Source organism: Mobilisporobacter senegalensis (assembly GCF_003752155.1).
GTDB classification, from domain to species: Bacteria; Bacillota; Clostridia; order Lachnospirales; family Lachnospiraceae; genus Mobilisporobacter; species Mobilisporobacter senegalensis.
Genome location: NZ_RJVG01000005.1, coordinates 17,684 through 34,168 on the forward strand (window position 1 = coordinate 17,684; position 16,485 = coordinate 34,168).

Below are 16,485 nucleotides of genomic sequence, written 5' to 3' on the forward strand. Positions count from 1 at the left end.
CTCCTATAAATTTGTCATTACTTAATATAAACTTTACAATTTAATGGAAAATCGTTATTTGAGTGAATACATCAATAAAACAGATATATTCAATACATCCAATCTCTTATATTATTGTAATTGCTTTTCAATTTTGAATATTCCTTTTCTTCATTTGTACCTCTACGGTCATATATTTTTCTTTTATTATACAAATTATTTTGTTCACAATTAGAAGAATTCAACTCCTCAAGTCTAGATAACTCTTCAAGAATTTCTTCCTCTGTAAAAGCACTATGTTCTTTATCGAAGTTTTCCATTATCTCATACCACCTTTAAATATAAACTATTCTATTCTAATTGTGTTTTTGCAGTATGGAAAATTAGTGCAGCCATAAAAAAGACCATATCTTCCTTTTCGTTTAACCATATAACCACCGCATAATCTACATATGATTTGATTATCTAAAATTTCAATGTCATTTATAGTCTCGTCACAAAGTGGGAAGTTAGAGCATCCTAAAAACTTATTATGAGCAACACCATTTTCTCTTAAAACAAGATAGCCTTTTTGGCACTTTGGACAGTTGGGATTATCTTGTATTGTACTTCCATCCGTATCTAAAGTATTGGAAATATTTTTATAATATTGTATCTCATCAATAAAAATAGATTCATCGATCATTGGTGCCAAAAGGTAAGTAATATTTTTAGTTCTAGTAATAGCAACATAGAACAATCTTCGTTCTTCTGCATATGAAAAGTCATCCTTATCTGTCAAAACCAAAGAAAGAAGTGGGTCATCTGATATTTTATTTGGAAACCCTACTAACATGTTTTTTAGATTTATTACTATAACATTATCAGCTTCAAGGCCTTTAGACCTATGAACAGTTAGGAAATATATTCTTAGTTCTGGGTACTTCTTACATACTAAATTTACCTCTTTAGACCTTTTTTGAATTTCAAACAGTTCACTATCTTTGAATATGTCAATATCAAAATTATTTCTTCCTAATAACATGATCTCAGAAGTTTCACCGAAATGATATACAATTTCTTCAATTGCTTGAGTCATTGCACTTTCGATTTTATCTCCAAATCTATAAATATGAACTGGATTACTATGATGTTTGTCCGAAATTAATTGCTTGTTTAATTGTTTGGGATTCTTCATTATAAAGTTTCCTGCTATATCAATTAATTCCTGGGAATTGCGATAAGTCTTCTCAATTTTTAGTAGTTCACTATATCCAAAATAATTTTTAAAGTTGGTAAATAGATCAATATCGCTTCCAGTAAATCGATAAATTGATTGCCAATCGTCACCTACAACCATGACTCTGACGTTTGTTAAATCTCTTATTTCCTTTATAAGCTTATATCTACTCACTGATATATCTTGGTACTCATCAACAATTATATATTTTAACTCAAAGCCAACTTTTCTGTTCATAATTAAGTCTGTTGCTTCATTTATCATATCATTAAAATCAATCTGTTCTAAGTTCTTAAGATAATCTTGATAATGGAAGAAAATAGGTTTTACTATAGATAAAAAAATGATTGTTCTATTCTGCATAAATATATTTTTATTTATAGCTTGTTCTTTTAATTTTTCAAAATCATCTATGCACAATCCCCTGGATTTAAACAAACTAATAAATGAACAGATAAGCTTGTTAAACTCTTTGAAATATTTATCGCTTTGATCCCGATATAAAGTGTCAAAAATGGTACTATAATCTACTTTTTTAAATTTCACATTATTTTGTTTAAGAATCTTCTCTAACTCAATTAGGAGCCTTCCGTTCTTATTATAATAAGAATAGGTTTCAATAAGTTTTGTTCCATTTTCATTATGAATTTGCCTCTTCCAGGTTATCCCGTCAATATACTTTTGTTCTTCAACAGGGCTAAGCCATGGTGTTTTATAATCCTCAGTAATACCAAAATGTTCCAAGTAAATATCGTAATCATTTAAATAAAAATCCGGTCTATATTTTTTACGATAAGGATCTTTAGTATCATATGGATATTCTTTTTCGTAAGTATAATCTACGCCATTTAAATACAGAAAATTTGCGATAACAACTTCATCTAAACTCTTAACTCTTTCTCCATGAATAGTTTCCTTATTTAACTTCAAATCATTAGTCTTTTGACTGATTTTGTGCTTTATAGTTTCAAGATCAATTCCCTTAGACTGATCATACACATCTCCAAGATTATCATAGTCTTGCATATTAACCGGTATATTGAAATACACACCAAAAAATTCAATGAGATTTTTTAGTTCATCAGCATTATTTGATATTTTATCTTTAAAGTAGGATTGAACCACCTTATCTAATTCTTCATTAACATCCGGTCTTTGCTTATTTGCTTGTGTAATTATCTCTAGACCTAACTTGTGAAATGTTTTAGCTTCCACACCAATATTTAGTCTCTGATTTATGCGTTCTTGCATTTCATTAGCCGCTTTTCTAGTAAATGATATTAATAGTATTTCTTCAGGTTTTATTTTCTTTTTTTCAACAAGGTACTTAACTTTAGCGGCTACCGTCAGTGTTTTACCACTTCCTGCTCCTGCTAGGACTAGATTGTTATCTTCATCAACAACTACAGCCATTCTTTGTTGTTGATCAAGTGACTTCCCATCAATATTATCAAATAAAACTTTACTATTAACTAATTCATCGTCAACAAAATGCTTGTTCCAATTTTGGACTAGTAAATCTATATTATCGTATGTTTCTTTAAATAGTTCAATATCACTATTTTTAATTCTGCTATATATATGTTTTGAAACCTCATTCCTTAAAGGACCAAATTCTTCTTTTAGATTTTCTTTTATACTCCATCTAAAATAGTCCTTTCTTAACTCAACTATTTTATTATTGAATTTAGTTGATTGATTTATAGACTCCTGTATAATTGGATCCTGTAAAATTCTTTTTTGTCTAATATATACATATACAATTAGGATTGAAATAATAATTAATAAAGCAATTGGCCATTCTGACATAAACTTAATCTCCCTTGGAGTCAAATAAATTTTTTGTATAATTCAAATATTGCCATAATATTATTTAAGTTACAATTTTTATCCATATATTATTAAAATTAGTCTGCTTAATAATGGTTATCTATCCTTCCTTCTTTTTTTATCCTCATCATATGCAGCTAAAATTCTCTTGAATTCATCTGGGTTATCATTCTCACAATCCAGTTTTATAACACGATCAGCGATAGGCTCTATTAAGTTTGGGCTGTACCAGGGTTCTTTTATGGTTAATAATACTATTTTTTTCGTTTTCTGACGTTCAATCATTTCCTTTAGCATCTGAATTTCTTTTTCGTTTTTAGTGACACTCACTATAGGCCAAATTATCATAAAGTCAAATTCGTAATCATCATATTTATCACTATTCATATTTGTGGATATATTATCAAAGTAAATTGTAAGATCTAGTAGCTTCATTGCTTGCCCATACTTTTTTGGACCTTTGATTTCATATAGCCCTGCCCACCGGAAGAACTCATCCACCCCAGATTTTGTTGTATGTATTAAATTAACGAGACCTGTCAATTCACCTTGAGCGTTTAATGCTTTCAAAAGAGCTCTATGCTTATCCTTATCAGCGATACCACATAGAAGAAGTGATTTATCTGTTTCGCTACTTAAAAATTCTACAATTTGGTCATATGCTTTTTTTACATCGGTCATTTTTTCTTCCTTTCGTGAAGTTTTAATAGGATAATTTTTCATTTATATTATACATTATGGGAAATATTTTGTCTAATATTTGGAAGTAATTTAATTTCCACTTTACAATAAATAGACAGCAACCTGCACAAAAATCCTGTAATAATTCTATTTTACAACTCCTCCTGTAACTTATATAATAATCTCGACAGACAAACTAAAATAAAAAGGAGGTATTAGTATTTTTTCCATTCCAGAAAAACGTCTACTAAGTACTAGTTACTTTTTATTAATCCGGTCGGACGACTCATTTTATGAATTAAAATCTAAAAACACCGGTCACTGCTGGATTATTAAAAAACTCTCATCTATTTCATCCTTTCGTATTCAAGTATATCATAAACATTCTGCTGATATCCCATATTACCACAAACAAAGAACTGTCCCTACTGTCAAAGCTGCTATTGACCTAATCATGTCTCATGATAACTATGTTCTTTCATACTAGTAAATGGCCTACTCCCATTTCTGAAAGTAGACCACGCGATTTTTTCGTAATTACTTGACACTTCTCTATAGCTCTATTTCGATTTCAACACTAGATTTAAACTTAACTGTAAGTTTATCATCAAAGATCGTAACCTTATCAATAAGTCGCTTTACTAGCTGCTCATCATATTCACCCATCGCACTCGATTGCTCATTTAAATAGCTCGCCATATCCATAATACGTTGTCGTTTGCCTTCACGTTCTGCATTATCAATCAATGTGTTTTGCTTTAACTCCCGTAGGCGATATATTTCATCTGCCACTTCGTTATAATCCGCTTTAGTAGTAGCTAGCCTTAGAAGTTCGTTTTGCAGGTCATCTAACTTTGCATCAATATCATCGGTTGCCTTGTCATTCTCTTCATTTAACACTGTCTCAATGTTGGCCTGCAAAGTTGTAAGGAAAGTACTCTTGTTTGCTAAGACCTCATTGATGGCTTTCACAACTGCTGCCTGAAGCACCTCTTCGTTTATTGTAGGTGAATTGCAGTCAGAACCCTTTTCCTCCAAGCGACTGACACATCTCCATACAATGGATCCGCACCCTCGATTATTCCAGTGTACTCGTCGGTATATTTCACCACACCCCCCGCAAAAAACGATACTGGATAAAGCATACTTGCTGCTGTATACTCGCTTTTTTCCACTTTTACCTGTATGAAGGTTTGCTCGCCTTACCATTTCTTCCTGCACCTGCATAAAAATTTCACGCGGGATAATGGGCTCATGGCTGTTCTCCACATAGTATTGCGGCACAATTCCGTTGTTGACCACTCTCTTCTTAGATAGGAAGTCGACAGTATAAGTCTTTTGTAGCAGCGCATCACCAATATACTTTTCATTCTGCAATATCTTTTTAACAGTTTCAGGTCTCCACCTTTGCTTTTTCGCTGCAGTTAGAATTCCGTCTGCCTCCAATCCCCGTGCTATTTGCAGAAGGCTTGCTCCTTCAAGATATTCTAGGTAGATACGCTTTACTACTTCTGCTTCCTCAGGAACAATAATCAGTCGTTTGTTTTCATCTTTGGTATATCCTAAAAATCGATTATGATTAATTTGAATTTCACCTTGCTGGTAACGATACTGAATGCCTAGTTTTACGTTTTGGCTTAGCGATTGACTTTCCTGTTGGGCTAAGGATGCCATGATCGTCAGCATAACCTCGCCTTTGGAGTCCATTGAATTTATGTTCTCTTTTTCAAAGAATACTGGTATGTTTTTATCCTTTAATTGACGGATGTACTTCAGACAATCGAGAGTGTTTCTGGCAAAACGGCTGATTGATTTAGTAATAACCATATCGATTTTCCCTTCCATACACTCTTCAATCATGCGGTTAAATTCATCTCTCTTCTTTGTATTCGTTCCCGTAATACCGTCATCAGCAAATATTCCAGCTAGTTCCCATTCATGATTGTTCTGTATGAAGTTTGTATAATGCTCTATTTGGACTTCATAGCTAGACGCCTGCTCATCGCTATCAGTAGATACACGGCAGTATGCAGCAACACGAAGCTTTGGTTTTTCCTCTGTTTTCACATTATTGCCTATACGTACGCGTGCTGGGATAACCGTAACACTTTTTTTATTCATTATCAGCTATCACCTCGCTTTCAATGAGGCTGTAGGCATATTCTGCTTGCGTAAAAGGATCATCATAAAGCTTTTTCGAGATAGGCGCAATAAATCTTAATTTAGGTATTACCATGCTTTTCATCTCAGGTTCACGTATTCTACCCAACATCTGAGCTCGTCTTAATCTCTCAGTTTCTGCTTGCTGAAAAATAGGTTCCTCAATGATTGGTGGATAGTACTCATCTCCTAGGTATCGTTTGTTTGTTAGCATGTTAGAAATTGTTGCATGACAGCGTTTAATACCTGCCCTATGTGCTGCATTTGCCAAGGAAAGCCCCGAAAGATAAGACTGATACAAAATCTTTACTTGTTCTGCTGCCATTTCATCAATCACAGCTTTTCCATTTCTAATAATATATCCGTATGGGGTATGGCCCATTTATATCACCAACCTTTCCTTTAGTGTTATTCCACATTTTATTTTGAAGCCAATCTCTTCTTGCGAGTATACAATGATATTTTCAACAAACCTTTTAAATAACTCTTCATCAAAGCTATCAATCTGGACTGACCGTGCAGTAAACTTTAATAATAATTCTACCTCAGTTATTACAGTCATACCACCATTCACCGAGCGCGAAAGAACCTCTTTCTGTTCACGTAGGATTGTGGCTTCTTTACGTAATTCATTCTTTTGAGCGTTGAATAAGGCCGGTTCCAAATATCCTTTAGCCATAAGACTCATCAGTACCTGACTTCGTTCTGCATTTTCTTCTATCATTGTTTCAAGCTTTTGAATTTGACTAAGATTATCTGAATAGTTTACATCCCGTAGACTTTGAAGCATTGGCTTTAGAATAAACTTATGTCCATAAATCAGCTTATTTATCATTGTTACAAAAGCCTGATAAATAGCATCCTCTCTAATAAAACGCATCGAACAGGCAGTTATATTGTAGATATGTTTCGAACAGCACCAGGCTATATATTTGTTATTGATACCACCATGAATTCTTCGTTTAAAGGTACTCCCACACTCAGAACATTTTATCCTTCCAGAAAGGGGATAACGGTTTAGGTATTTGCTGCTTCCTTTTTTGATTCCTTTTTCTTTACTACGCTGGTATAAAACTTCTTCAACAGCTCGGAATTCTTCTTTACTAATAATTGCTTCATGATTATTTTCAATTAAATACTGTTCTCTTTCGCCATAGTTATGATGCCTATTAAAATGTTCATCGGTATAGGTTTTTTGTAATATTGCATTTCCGATATATCTTTCATTGCCAAGAATACCTCGGATTGATGAAGCATTCCAGTCTTTTCCCCTTTTAGCTGGTATTCCATCCTCATTCAGACTATCAGCAATTTTTTGTGTTCCTTTGCCTGATAAAGCTTCTCTAAATATTCGCTTAACAATCTGAGCTTGTTCCTTATTTATTGCAATATGCCCATCCACATAATCATACCCATAGGGTGGTGATGAAAGCTTATAAGTCCCACTTCGAAATCGTTTGTGAATGGCCCATTTATTATTCTCAGATATAGAAATCGATTCACTCTCGGCTAGGCTGCTCAGTATAGTCAACATTAGCTCACTGTCCATAGTGCCAGTATTAATGTTTTCTTTTTCAAAATATATAAATATACCAAGATCCGTAAGCTTTCTAACAATCTCCAGACAATCTGTAGTATTTCGTGCAAATCTACTAATGGACTTTGTTACAATAAAATCAATCTTCTTATTTTCGCAATCTGATATTAACCTTAATAGTTCTGTTCGCTTTTCTTTTTTTGTACCTGTAAGACCTTCATCATAGTAAATTCCAACAAACTCCCATTCCACATTAGCTTTTATATAAGCCTCATAATGGGCCTTTTGAGCCTCGAGGCTTACCATTTGTTCATCACTGTCTGTAGATACACGGCAGTAGGCAGCGACCCTCAACTTTGGATTGACAGCTATTGAATTCGCTGATATTTTCGTTACTTTTTTCATCCTTTATCACCTCCCTTTGGTATGTGACATATTACCTCTTAGTGCACTGTATATCAAGGTTTATCAGACATTATCTGTGCATACATAGGGGAGAAAGATCTACGGTTAAGAGCTATAATTTTGGTAAATTCCACCTCTGAAATCAGTCCTTTACTATGCATCTTTCGGAGGATATTTTCAGCTCTCCAATAATCAAACTCCCTTTGAAGCTGCTCATTTGATATGTAATTACGTTTTGAAACCGAAGGAATGGTTGGTACATCTGTTATCTTTGAAATTCGCATAAAGGCTTACCTCCTATTCTACAGGGCAACCCCTGTACCAATATGCGAGAAATTGATACAAATCGAACCCCAGGAAAGCATAAAAAAATTGCCCGAAGAGTCTTTGATTTACTCCTCGGGCTGTTATGTAATCAATTTTATTTTATATAGGCGTCAGTAAAACCCGCCTTCTTAGCTTTGACTAGTTGTGCCTCAGCATTGGCTTTGACTGAATAAGCTCCAATCTGAACTCGGTAATATTTCTTTTCTTTTGTCTCTTCTTTTTCTTCCTTCTTTTCTTCTACTTGAAGTCTTTCTTTCACTGCATTTCTAAAGGAATCCATTGTCTCACCATGCCTTGGAAACCAATGCATTACATCCGCATGATTGCTGGCTATACCAAGTTTATATCCTTCACTGTGACAAATAATGTTGGATTCATTTAAACCATACAGCTTGCAAAGATATACGCAAAGATCTACTGCTTCATTAAATACCTTTTTAAAGTACGATCTATCGGTTAAGTTGTCCTCGCAAATCTCAAAGCTGATATGTGAGTTATTCCCAGATCCTTTCCATCCACTTCCACAGTGCCATCCCCGATAGTTCCATGGCAATGTCTGATAAGTTGCAATGGAACCGTCTTCAAGCTTACCAATGAATGCATGCACACATACTTGCTTTCCGCCCGGTTTATCTTGATTCCAATGGTTATTATATTGATTCTTACCAAGTAGTCCGTCATCTGGTCCAACATAACGTTTTAGCCATGGATTACTCGCTCCGGTTGAGTGAACCATGATGCCTTTTGGTGTGATAGTTTTTCCTGCTTTATAACATGCATTTTTAGTTAATATCAGTTTTTGTAAGTTCATTATTGTCCCTCCCCATATATATGATAATAAACCGATAGTGTGATATTCCTGTTGGCAGAACTTGAGGCAATTCGAGCTGATAGCCTTGCGTTTGGTGGTTGGATTGGCATTTGAATTGGTACACTACTTATACCGTATTGATTATTATCTCTTGTTGTACGTACTTGTGCCAAAAGTGTTTCTTGACCAGGTTCACCCGCGAATATGTGTATCTCATAAATTCCACTTGATGACGCAGTTTCAAAGTTGATCCAATGTATATCGTAGGCATTTGGAATTACCCCTGTAGGAATAATTTCTGTATAATCACCTAAAGCCCAACTTGTATTACCCGTACTCAATTGTATCCCGTCTGTAAGAGTTGGGTAACATCTTGCTTGTGAATGGGTGTGCTGATATGAATTATTTGCATAACCTAACACCGTTTTATATGCACTCCAATAATCTGTGCTGTTACCAATTCTACTTAAAATTGCTTCTAACATAGAAAGCTGGCCATCTACATCTATTTCAGCAAGAGCCATCAGCACTTGATTTACCCATTCCTGCGCAGGTGGATCTGGTGGGGCTGAACCTCCATCATCAAGCGCCGGCTCAACAATAGTTAGAATATTTACACTCTTTCCTATTACTTCACCGTTTACAACTCTGATTTCCAGACGTCCAACACCAACAGTTGCTGTATCTGTTGAGCTAGGTGACCAAATCAGAATACCATTGTTATAGTTTGTGACAACTGGATAGGTAATGCCATCAGGCCGCTTATAAAATGCATGTAGAGCAGAACTAGGATGTTCATCCTTTAGTAGGCTTGACACATCAAACTCGATATGCCGATAGTGGTGTTCTCCACGACGGCCTATAAAAACAGTTAAAGTTTTCGTTAAGTCAATCATGCTTCTCCCTCCGGTGAAGATGGTCCATTATCTTCATTTTGATGTAACTGTTTAAGTATATCCTTTAGCTTTTTGGGAATCGGCAGTCCAATATGTGCAGAGTTTTCAAGTATAGAAATACCTTCATTGCTCAGATAGAAGAAAATCACCGCTGTACGTAAGACATTACCGTCTGGATTACCGATAACACCTAAAATATAAGTATCTAATATATGGCCAATACCTACCATCACAAAAATGAGCACTTTTTTAAAGATGCCCTTAAACCCAATCTCACTTGATAATTCCTTATCTACAATGGCACGCATGACTCCTGTGATATAATCTACCACTATCAGTGCTAAAAGAGCATATAAAAATCCATCAAAGCCATTAAGAAACCAACCTAAAAACCCACCAATAGCGGCAAGTGCAACTTGTACCCAATTCCAAATATCTTTCATTATCAAAACCTCCACTCTTTAATATTCATAAAAATAGCGACCCATCATCGGTCGCTGTATCCTTTTATAAAGTAATAATTAAATCCTGTAACTGCTGCATTACATCCGCCTTTGGACGTCCAAAACCCATTGGCAGCCATGTTATAAACGGAATATCAAAGGTAGTTGAAGTATCAAAGTCATTGATCATTTCAATCACCGGTTCAAGTGCTGTACGAAGCTCCATGATGTGAATTTGCCATCTATTAATAGCTGTCCTACCCGCTACAATCCTCGCACTCCAACTTACAGGATCCATGTGGTGGAATTGACGAATGGTATTAACTGCTATTCTTAAATCCAGCATATGGCTTGCCTTAACCTTTGTTACATTAGGGATAATTGTTTCAAATGGCGAAGGTAGAACTGAAAATGTTAGGGTCACCTCTGGGCTTGATGACATTAAATCACTGTCTAAACTTCTAAAAGTAGCAAAATGGCTTCCCACCTCTAAAGATGGCGCGTGAAAAATAGTATTTGTATTGTTTCCAAGATAACCACTGGTAGAGAATTTTTCAGGGTGATCCACAGTATTATACCATTCTCCATTATCAATCCTTACCTCTAAAATCTGCGTCTGTCCATCTGGCTCCACCCCCGTAGTAATCAAGAAGGTAGGTGTTGTATTATAGGTAGAACTCCCTGGCATCGGACAAACAATATTAGGTGGTTCTGGTCTACTATTCTTCCGGATCGTATTGCTTATCACATAGGATGATACTGCATCCAAAGTATCGGTAACTCCAATACGATACCTCGAAGCAGTTCCAGGGCTATTTGAGGCTTCCATCGTATAACTCCCGCCAGTCTCATTGGAATTGATGGTTGCCACTGTTTCAAATGAAGACCATGGAGGGTTCTCCATATAAGATGTACTACGCTGGATTACATAGTTTTTTATAGGACTGGTTCCAGCTGTTGCTCCACTCCAAGTTATTGTTATTATTGGCGTTTCATATAAGGTAGGAGTAACGATTAAACTGGAGGGTGGTGTTGGAAGTATATTCTTTCTTACGCTATTTGCAGAGTTCTTCCAATCAGAGTAGTATAATTCTCCTGCTGCTCCTAACGTTCGAATGCGAAACCTTCGATAATTGCCACGTGTAGTTGGTGGATTAGTGCTGATCGATCCACTTGTTGTTGAATAAGGTAATGTAGCAAGGTTAGTCCATTCTCCCCAGTTGCTGTCATCACTAGAATCGCTGTATTGTATTTCATAGCCTATAAGAGCATTACCTGCTCCACCTGCTGCTCCACTCCATGAAAGAACAACACTGTTTTCTGCTACTGCAGCATTTAATGCAAATACCGAAGGTTCAACGCACGCTGTGATATTACAGTAAATACTATTACTTACTTTCATTACAGAAGTAGCATTTAGTGTATCAATGGTTACAATAGCAAATTGAGTATAGACTCCTGAAATATGGGTGACTGCTGGCTGATAACTGCCGCTACTGGCATTCAAGTTCAGTGTGGCAAGTTCATTCCAATTATCCCAAGTGCTATTATCGGTCGAGGTTCTGCTTAAAATCTGATAGCCTTTTATGGAACTAGTACCGCCTGCTGCTCCAGACCATGTGAGATTAATTGTTTCATTGCTATATATCTCAGGCATTGCTATTACAGTATTTGGAGCAGATGGCAGGGTATTCTTTCTAACTGTATTTGTTGAAACCTTCCACCCAGAATAATAGGAGCTACCAGCCGTTCCTCGTGTTCGAATTCGGAACCTACGAAAGTTTCCCCTTGTATTTGGTGGATCAACTGATACACTTCCACTCGTTGATGAAGATGCTACTGTCGTGAGTGCTGTCCAACTACCCCAAGTACTATTGTTTGTAGAATCACTATACTGAATCTCATAGGAAGAAATAGCATTATTCGTACCTGCTTTTGCTCCGCTCCAAGATAAAGTAACATTCCCTTCTGCAATAGTTTGGTTTACTGAGCAAGAAGTTGGAGCACCAGCTGCGGTTGTACGACTGACCCAAGTAACATTAAGAACAACCTTTGATAGATCATTTCTTCCTGTAAATGATATATAGTTAGTTGTACTGGAACCACCATCAATAAAAAGACAGTTACTTGCACCACTCCCGATGGAATTAATTAATGCTGTTGCTATATTAAAAACTTTAGGCCCTTGACCGGCAGATACAAGATAATTATAACCAGGGGTAACTTTAGTAGGACGAGGTGCATCTACATTGGTCGATGAATTTAGAGCCGGGATACCAGTCTGATTCCCTGCATATAGTGTCATCGTTCGATCACTGCCCCAGGCTCCACCAGCTACACGTGTAAGTTCAAGTGTCGCACTGGTTGGATAATAATCCTCATATTGTTCTCTTATCGAAGAAAGATTAAAAATCATGACACCTACACATTCGCCGAAAGGCTCATAAACTCCTTGTCTAATATTATCCGTAGTGGATGGAATGTATCTACCATTACGCCAAGTACAGGCATTTATTGCTTGATATGTCGCCATGTTTATTCACCTCATTCATAAACCGCTGTTACCAGTGAGTTCACAGTTCCACAGAGAGAAGAATTAAGTCTTGTGTCTGTAATATTTCCGGTGCTTATAGAGGTAGCTGCCTGTGGTACCAATATCTCTGCTAAGCACATTTCATATACATCAGCATTTCGAGTCAGTGCCGGAGCACTTGGAATAGCTGCAGCGGTACCAGTAAGCACTGCAGCCACAATATTCCTGTCGAGTAAACTCCATCGAAGGATGATCCGATCTATGCGAGGGAACGAGCCATTAGCAGTTGTTAATATTTTATTTAGAGCCTCTGTATTCTCATAACGGTATCCATTAATCCACGCACTCCCCGGTGCTATACCCACTGTCATACCCGATACGGGTGTCACCTGCAAGTTCGTTATATCTGCATAAAAAATACCATTAGAGACCAAACTTCCGAAATATGCTGCAAAATCTGTGGCATCATACACTCTGTCTCCACTGGATGAATTAAAAAAACCGCTTTTTTCCATAGCATCCTCCTTCATTGATTTTTTATGTTAACTAGGATCGACTAAAAAACATACGCTAAAAGGAAGCCATTCATTTCCTGTAATATTTGGTGCATATGCGTCTGTTCCATATCGTGCCGCAGTACAATTTCCATTTTGCCCCACCACTAATAGCCATTTATTTGAACCAGATCCTTGACATAAGGTGCGAAAGTCATAGGATGGTCGAAAACCTTCAGGTAATGTAAACATAGTTGTTGCAGAACCCGAATTAATCGTAGCACCCGCTGGTGGCGAACAGGCACCAAATAAATGCACAGTAAGCCCAACTTTTCTGTATCTAGGCCGTTGTGCTGCCCCTGCTGAATAGGAAATAAATCCATTCTGAAAGTCCTCATCCTGTACAAATTGCCATCCTGTATCCCCACCATAAACAATACCTGTGGTAGCGTTGCCATTAACACATACAGGACCCCCTTCAAGATTTAAGTACATTGGAGATGGTGAACCATTATTTCGGGTCATGATCTCATTACCGTCAAAGACCATATTCACACCGTTAGTGGTACCTATCTGTAGCGGATTGTCTGTTGATGTTAGACTTATATCACGGTTTGGTAGTTGTAACGAATAGAATTCACTGGACTCGCTATAAGCTTGTGTTCTTATAGTTCCATTATCAACAGCCGATACCGTAAATGTCTCACCATCATATAGGAAGGCATCAGATACTATTGGAAGATTAGGTACACTTAGCAATACCCCATCGCTTGGATCCACAATTAGATCTCCTGATTCTGTAAGTGCATATAAACCGTTCACATAAGCTGTGCCATAATCGGATAGCCATACATAGATGTCCCATATAGCTCTAGAGGAACTGGTAGACTTTACAACTTTTATATCACTATGTAAAATTGGACTTTTGTCCCTAACATACGCCTGAACAAAGGATTGTATGGAAATCGTATCAAAAGATGAAGTGGAATATACATATCCTTCGATGGTGCCTATTTTAGGCGTTGTACCCGTACCGAAATAATCAAACTTAAAAGCTATACGATTGAAAGAACCGTTAATAACCACTCTTGCTACATGATAGTACTTTGGCAGGGTAGGGTCATTGCCTCCTGCAGTTGAGGTGTTTACAGCAAGTTTTGCAGAGCTTATCATGACACCTCCTGCAAAGCTTTGCAGATTACTCCAATTATTTGGTTTTCCAAACAATTCTTGTATACCTGTTGGAGCTCCAAGTGTAGTTGTAATCTGGCTAAAATCCGATTTCACTTTTTGAGCAATTGTTAACTCTGTCTTACCAAATGTAACATTGATACTCTGTCCGTCTGCATCATAACTTTCCTCAATCTCCATGATACGCGCAGTCATGGAGACCCCCCACTTTTTAGATATGATCTGCACCACCTGTCCTAGATCATAATCAACTTTATAGGTTAGATTACTGTGGTTATTAATAGTCACCTCAAAGTAGTTTGACATGGCAAGCTCTGCAAGCCTTGTCTCTCCACGGAAGGTTAGAGTATCCTCATAATCCGTCGGAAAGTCCTCCATACGTAGATCTTTTGCATCGACGAAAGCCTCCCGGCGGTTTTCTCCCAATCCATTTGTGATATAGGCAAAGATGCGATTATCTTCGCCTTCTCCTTCTCCACCAATCTTTACTGTATTCACGTAATTTGAGGTGTTTTTTGTGAATGTCTGATCCAAAAGATTCTCATATTCCTTTGAAAACACTGCCTGTGATGTTGCCCCAATGTAAAGAGTTACTGTAAAATGCCCTGTATCAGGCTGAAACACAGTTTTGATTCCTACGGATGCAGCTTCACATAGCTCCTGTATTTTATCTAAAAGATTACTATAGGACACTTGCTGTTTTACTGGAATGCTAAGGAATGGTGCGGTAAAGCTAAGATTTGATATTTGACGATCAACATCAACAGGTGCAATGACATTATTGTTTATTAACTGAGCAATGCAAGTAGAAAAATCACCATTTAATTTTTCTGTATTCCAGATAATTCTTCTCCCTAGTAATACCGTGGCAAATCTACCACTGACAGTAATGCTCTCTTCGTCTGTCTGTGATAATTGTAGATATTCAATTAATCCGGCTTCCTCGTCATCATTCTTCCAGATATAATTTCCTACCTGCAGAAGTTCAGTATTTTCAGGAGATGCTATAGCCTTTAACTCAAAGGATCCGCACTGTGAATAACGTCTGGTCCATCGTAGATATTCAAAAGACTCTACAATTCCGATTAAAGAACGATTTTGATTAAATACATATAATTCCATAACTATACCCCCAGAAACTGTGGACGATAATAAACGCTAACATCTAATAATTCCAAATTGTTTGACGCATCATAACGTAGGTTATTTATACCAGGTGCAAGTTGAAAGAAGTTCGAGCCAGTATCCAATAAGTGAAATGCATTGCTTTCAGTTGCACCAATGATACTTCTTACCCTTTTGCCAGCAAAGTGTGTAAAAATATGAAACTCATCACCTTGCTCCATCGAACTTAGTATTCTTACATACTCACCGGTATCCAAATGTAATAGTTCTGGATTAGTAACAGATCCAGTCGCCTTGAATATAATTTCACAGCCACAAGGTACATCACCGATATTTTCCACGGTAATGATCTGACTAGGTTGTCTTAAGCCGAACTGTAAGCCTTCTTCCGGTATCTCTAATGCAAACTCTAAGAGCGCATTCCAGGATGCAAGATCCTCACGTACTTCATCTAAAGTTTCAAAAAAAGGAGATGGACACAAAAGACTTATAAAGAAACTTGGTATCCTCTCTCTTGTCGAAACTGATAAAACAGCCTCTTCAATAACGCATGCAATTTGTCTTTCGCGGTATTTTATTACCCCTGATTTCTTAGGACTGAATAATCTTAGGAAACTTTTACGTAACTCATATGCTTCATCTGGTGTATTTGCAATAATCGTGCCCTCCAATGTGATGTTTCGCATATCCATCGTGGATGACACATAAAAAGCACCGTCCTGCTCCGGTGCCTTGAAAGTGTTAACGGTCTGGCGTATGTTGCCTGTACCGTCTATCTTAGTAATGAAAAATGGGCGGCTCTGATTAAGCGTGATGCTCTCACCACTTGTGTTGATATAGGTAAGTTCCATAGC

General features: G+C 36.8%; 14 protein-coding genes. All 14 read right to left on the bottom strand.

The genetic code is table 11. From position 1 onward, the window contains the following. Positions 1-89: 89 nt before the first annotated feature. Positions 90-299 carry a hypothetical protein gene (locus EDD66_RS09150; protein WP_123609273.1) on the bottom strand — a complete coding sequence of 70 codons (210 nt, stop codon included), beginning with the start codon at positions 297-299 and terminating at the stop codon, positions 90-92. A gap of 26 nt (positions 300-325) precedes the next feature. Next, a complete protein-coding gene (locus EDD66_RS09155; protein WP_123609274.1) occupies positions 326-3,007 on the bottom strand; it encodes a UvrD-helicase domain-containing protein in 2,682 nt (893 codons plus the stop codon). Between the two features lie 117 nt (positions 3,008-3,124). Next, complete coding sequence (locus tag EDD66_RS09160) at positions 3,125-3,709, bottom strand: hypothetical protein (RefSeq protein ID WP_123609275.1); 585 nt, start codon at positions 3,707-3,709, stop codon at positions 3,125-3,127. A 552-nt stretch (positions 3,710-4,261) separates the two neighbouring features. After that, positions 4,262-5,830, bottom strand: a complete 1,569-nt coding sequence (locus EDD66_RS09165; RefSeq protein ID WP_207667771.1) for a recombinase family protein — start codon at positions 5,828-5,830, stop codon at positions 4,262-4,264. Next, the gene (locus EDD66_RS09170) at positions 5,823-6,251 is read right to left on the bottom strand and encodes a recombinase (RefSeq protein WP_123609277.1); all 429 of its coding nucleotides are present in this window, start codon (positions 6,249-6,251) and stop codon (positions 5,823-5,825) included. Before EDD66_RS09170 ends, EDD66_RS09165 begins: the two co-directional genes overlap by 8 nt. Next, positions 6,252-7,811 carry a recombinase family protein gene (locus tag EDD66_RS09175; RefSeq protein ID WP_123609278.1) on the bottom strand — a complete coding sequence of 520 codons (1,560 nt, stop codon included), beginning with the start codon at positions 7,809-7,811 and terminating at the stop codon, positions 6,252-6,254. Positions 7,812-7,864: 53 nt separating this feature from the next. After that, positions 7,865-8,095 carry an SHOCT domain-containing protein gene (locus EDD66_RS09180; protein WP_123609279.1) on the bottom strand — a complete coding sequence of 77 codons (231 nt, stop codon included), beginning with the start codon at positions 8,093-8,095 and terminating at the stop codon, positions 7,865-7,867. A 137-nt stretch (positions 8,096-8,232) separates the two neighbouring features. Next, positions 8,233-8,949 (bottom strand): N-acetylmuramoyl-L-alanine amidase, encoded by a 717-nt coding sequence (locus EDD66_RS09185; protein WP_123609280.1) that lies wholly within the window; start codon positions 8,947-8,949, stop codon positions 8,233-8,235. Continuing rightward, on the bottom strand, positions 8,949-9,845 hold the full coding sequence (locus tag EDD66_RS18590; RefSeq protein WP_207667772.1) for a hypothetical protein: 897 nt from the start codon (positions 9,843-9,845) through the stop codon (positions 8,949-8,951). The genes EDD66_RS09185 and EDD66_RS18590 overlap by 1 nt, the downstream gene beginning before the upstream one ends. Then, a complete protein-coding gene (locus tag EDD66_RS09195) occupies positions 9,842-10,288 on the bottom strand; it encodes a phage holin family protein (RefSeq protein WP_123609281.1) in 447 nt (148 codons plus the stop codon). Before EDD66_RS09195 ends, EDD66_RS18590 begins: the two co-directional genes overlap by 4 nt. A 64-nt stretch (positions 10,289-10,352) precedes the next feature. After that, a complete protein-coding gene (locus tag EDD66_RS09200) occupies positions 10,353-12,821 on the bottom strand; it encodes a hypothetical protein (RefSeq protein ID WP_123609282.1) in 2,469 nt (822 codons plus the stop codon). Between the two features lie 11 nt (positions 12,822-12,832). Next, positions 12,833-13,336 (bottom strand): hypothetical protein, encoded by a 504-nt coding sequence (locus EDD66_RS09205; protein ID WP_123609283.1) that lies wholly within the window; start codon positions 13,334-13,336, stop codon positions 12,833-12,835. Positions 13,337-13,363: 27 nt separating this feature from the next. Further along, positions 13,364-15,628: a siphovirus ReqiPepy6 Gp37-like family protein gene (locus EDD66_RS09210; RefSeq protein WP_123609284.1), complete on the bottom strand. Its 2,265-nt coding sequence runs from the start codon at positions 15,626-15,628 to the stop codon at positions 13,364-13,366. A gap of 2 nt (positions 15,629-15,630) precedes the next feature. Continuing rightward, positions 15,631-16,482: a phage tail family protein gene (locus EDD66_RS09215; protein WP_123609285.1), complete on the bottom strand. Its 852-nt coding sequence runs from the start codon at positions 16,480-16,482 to the stop codon at positions 15,631-15,633. Positions 16,483-16,485 lie beyond the last annotated feature (3 nt).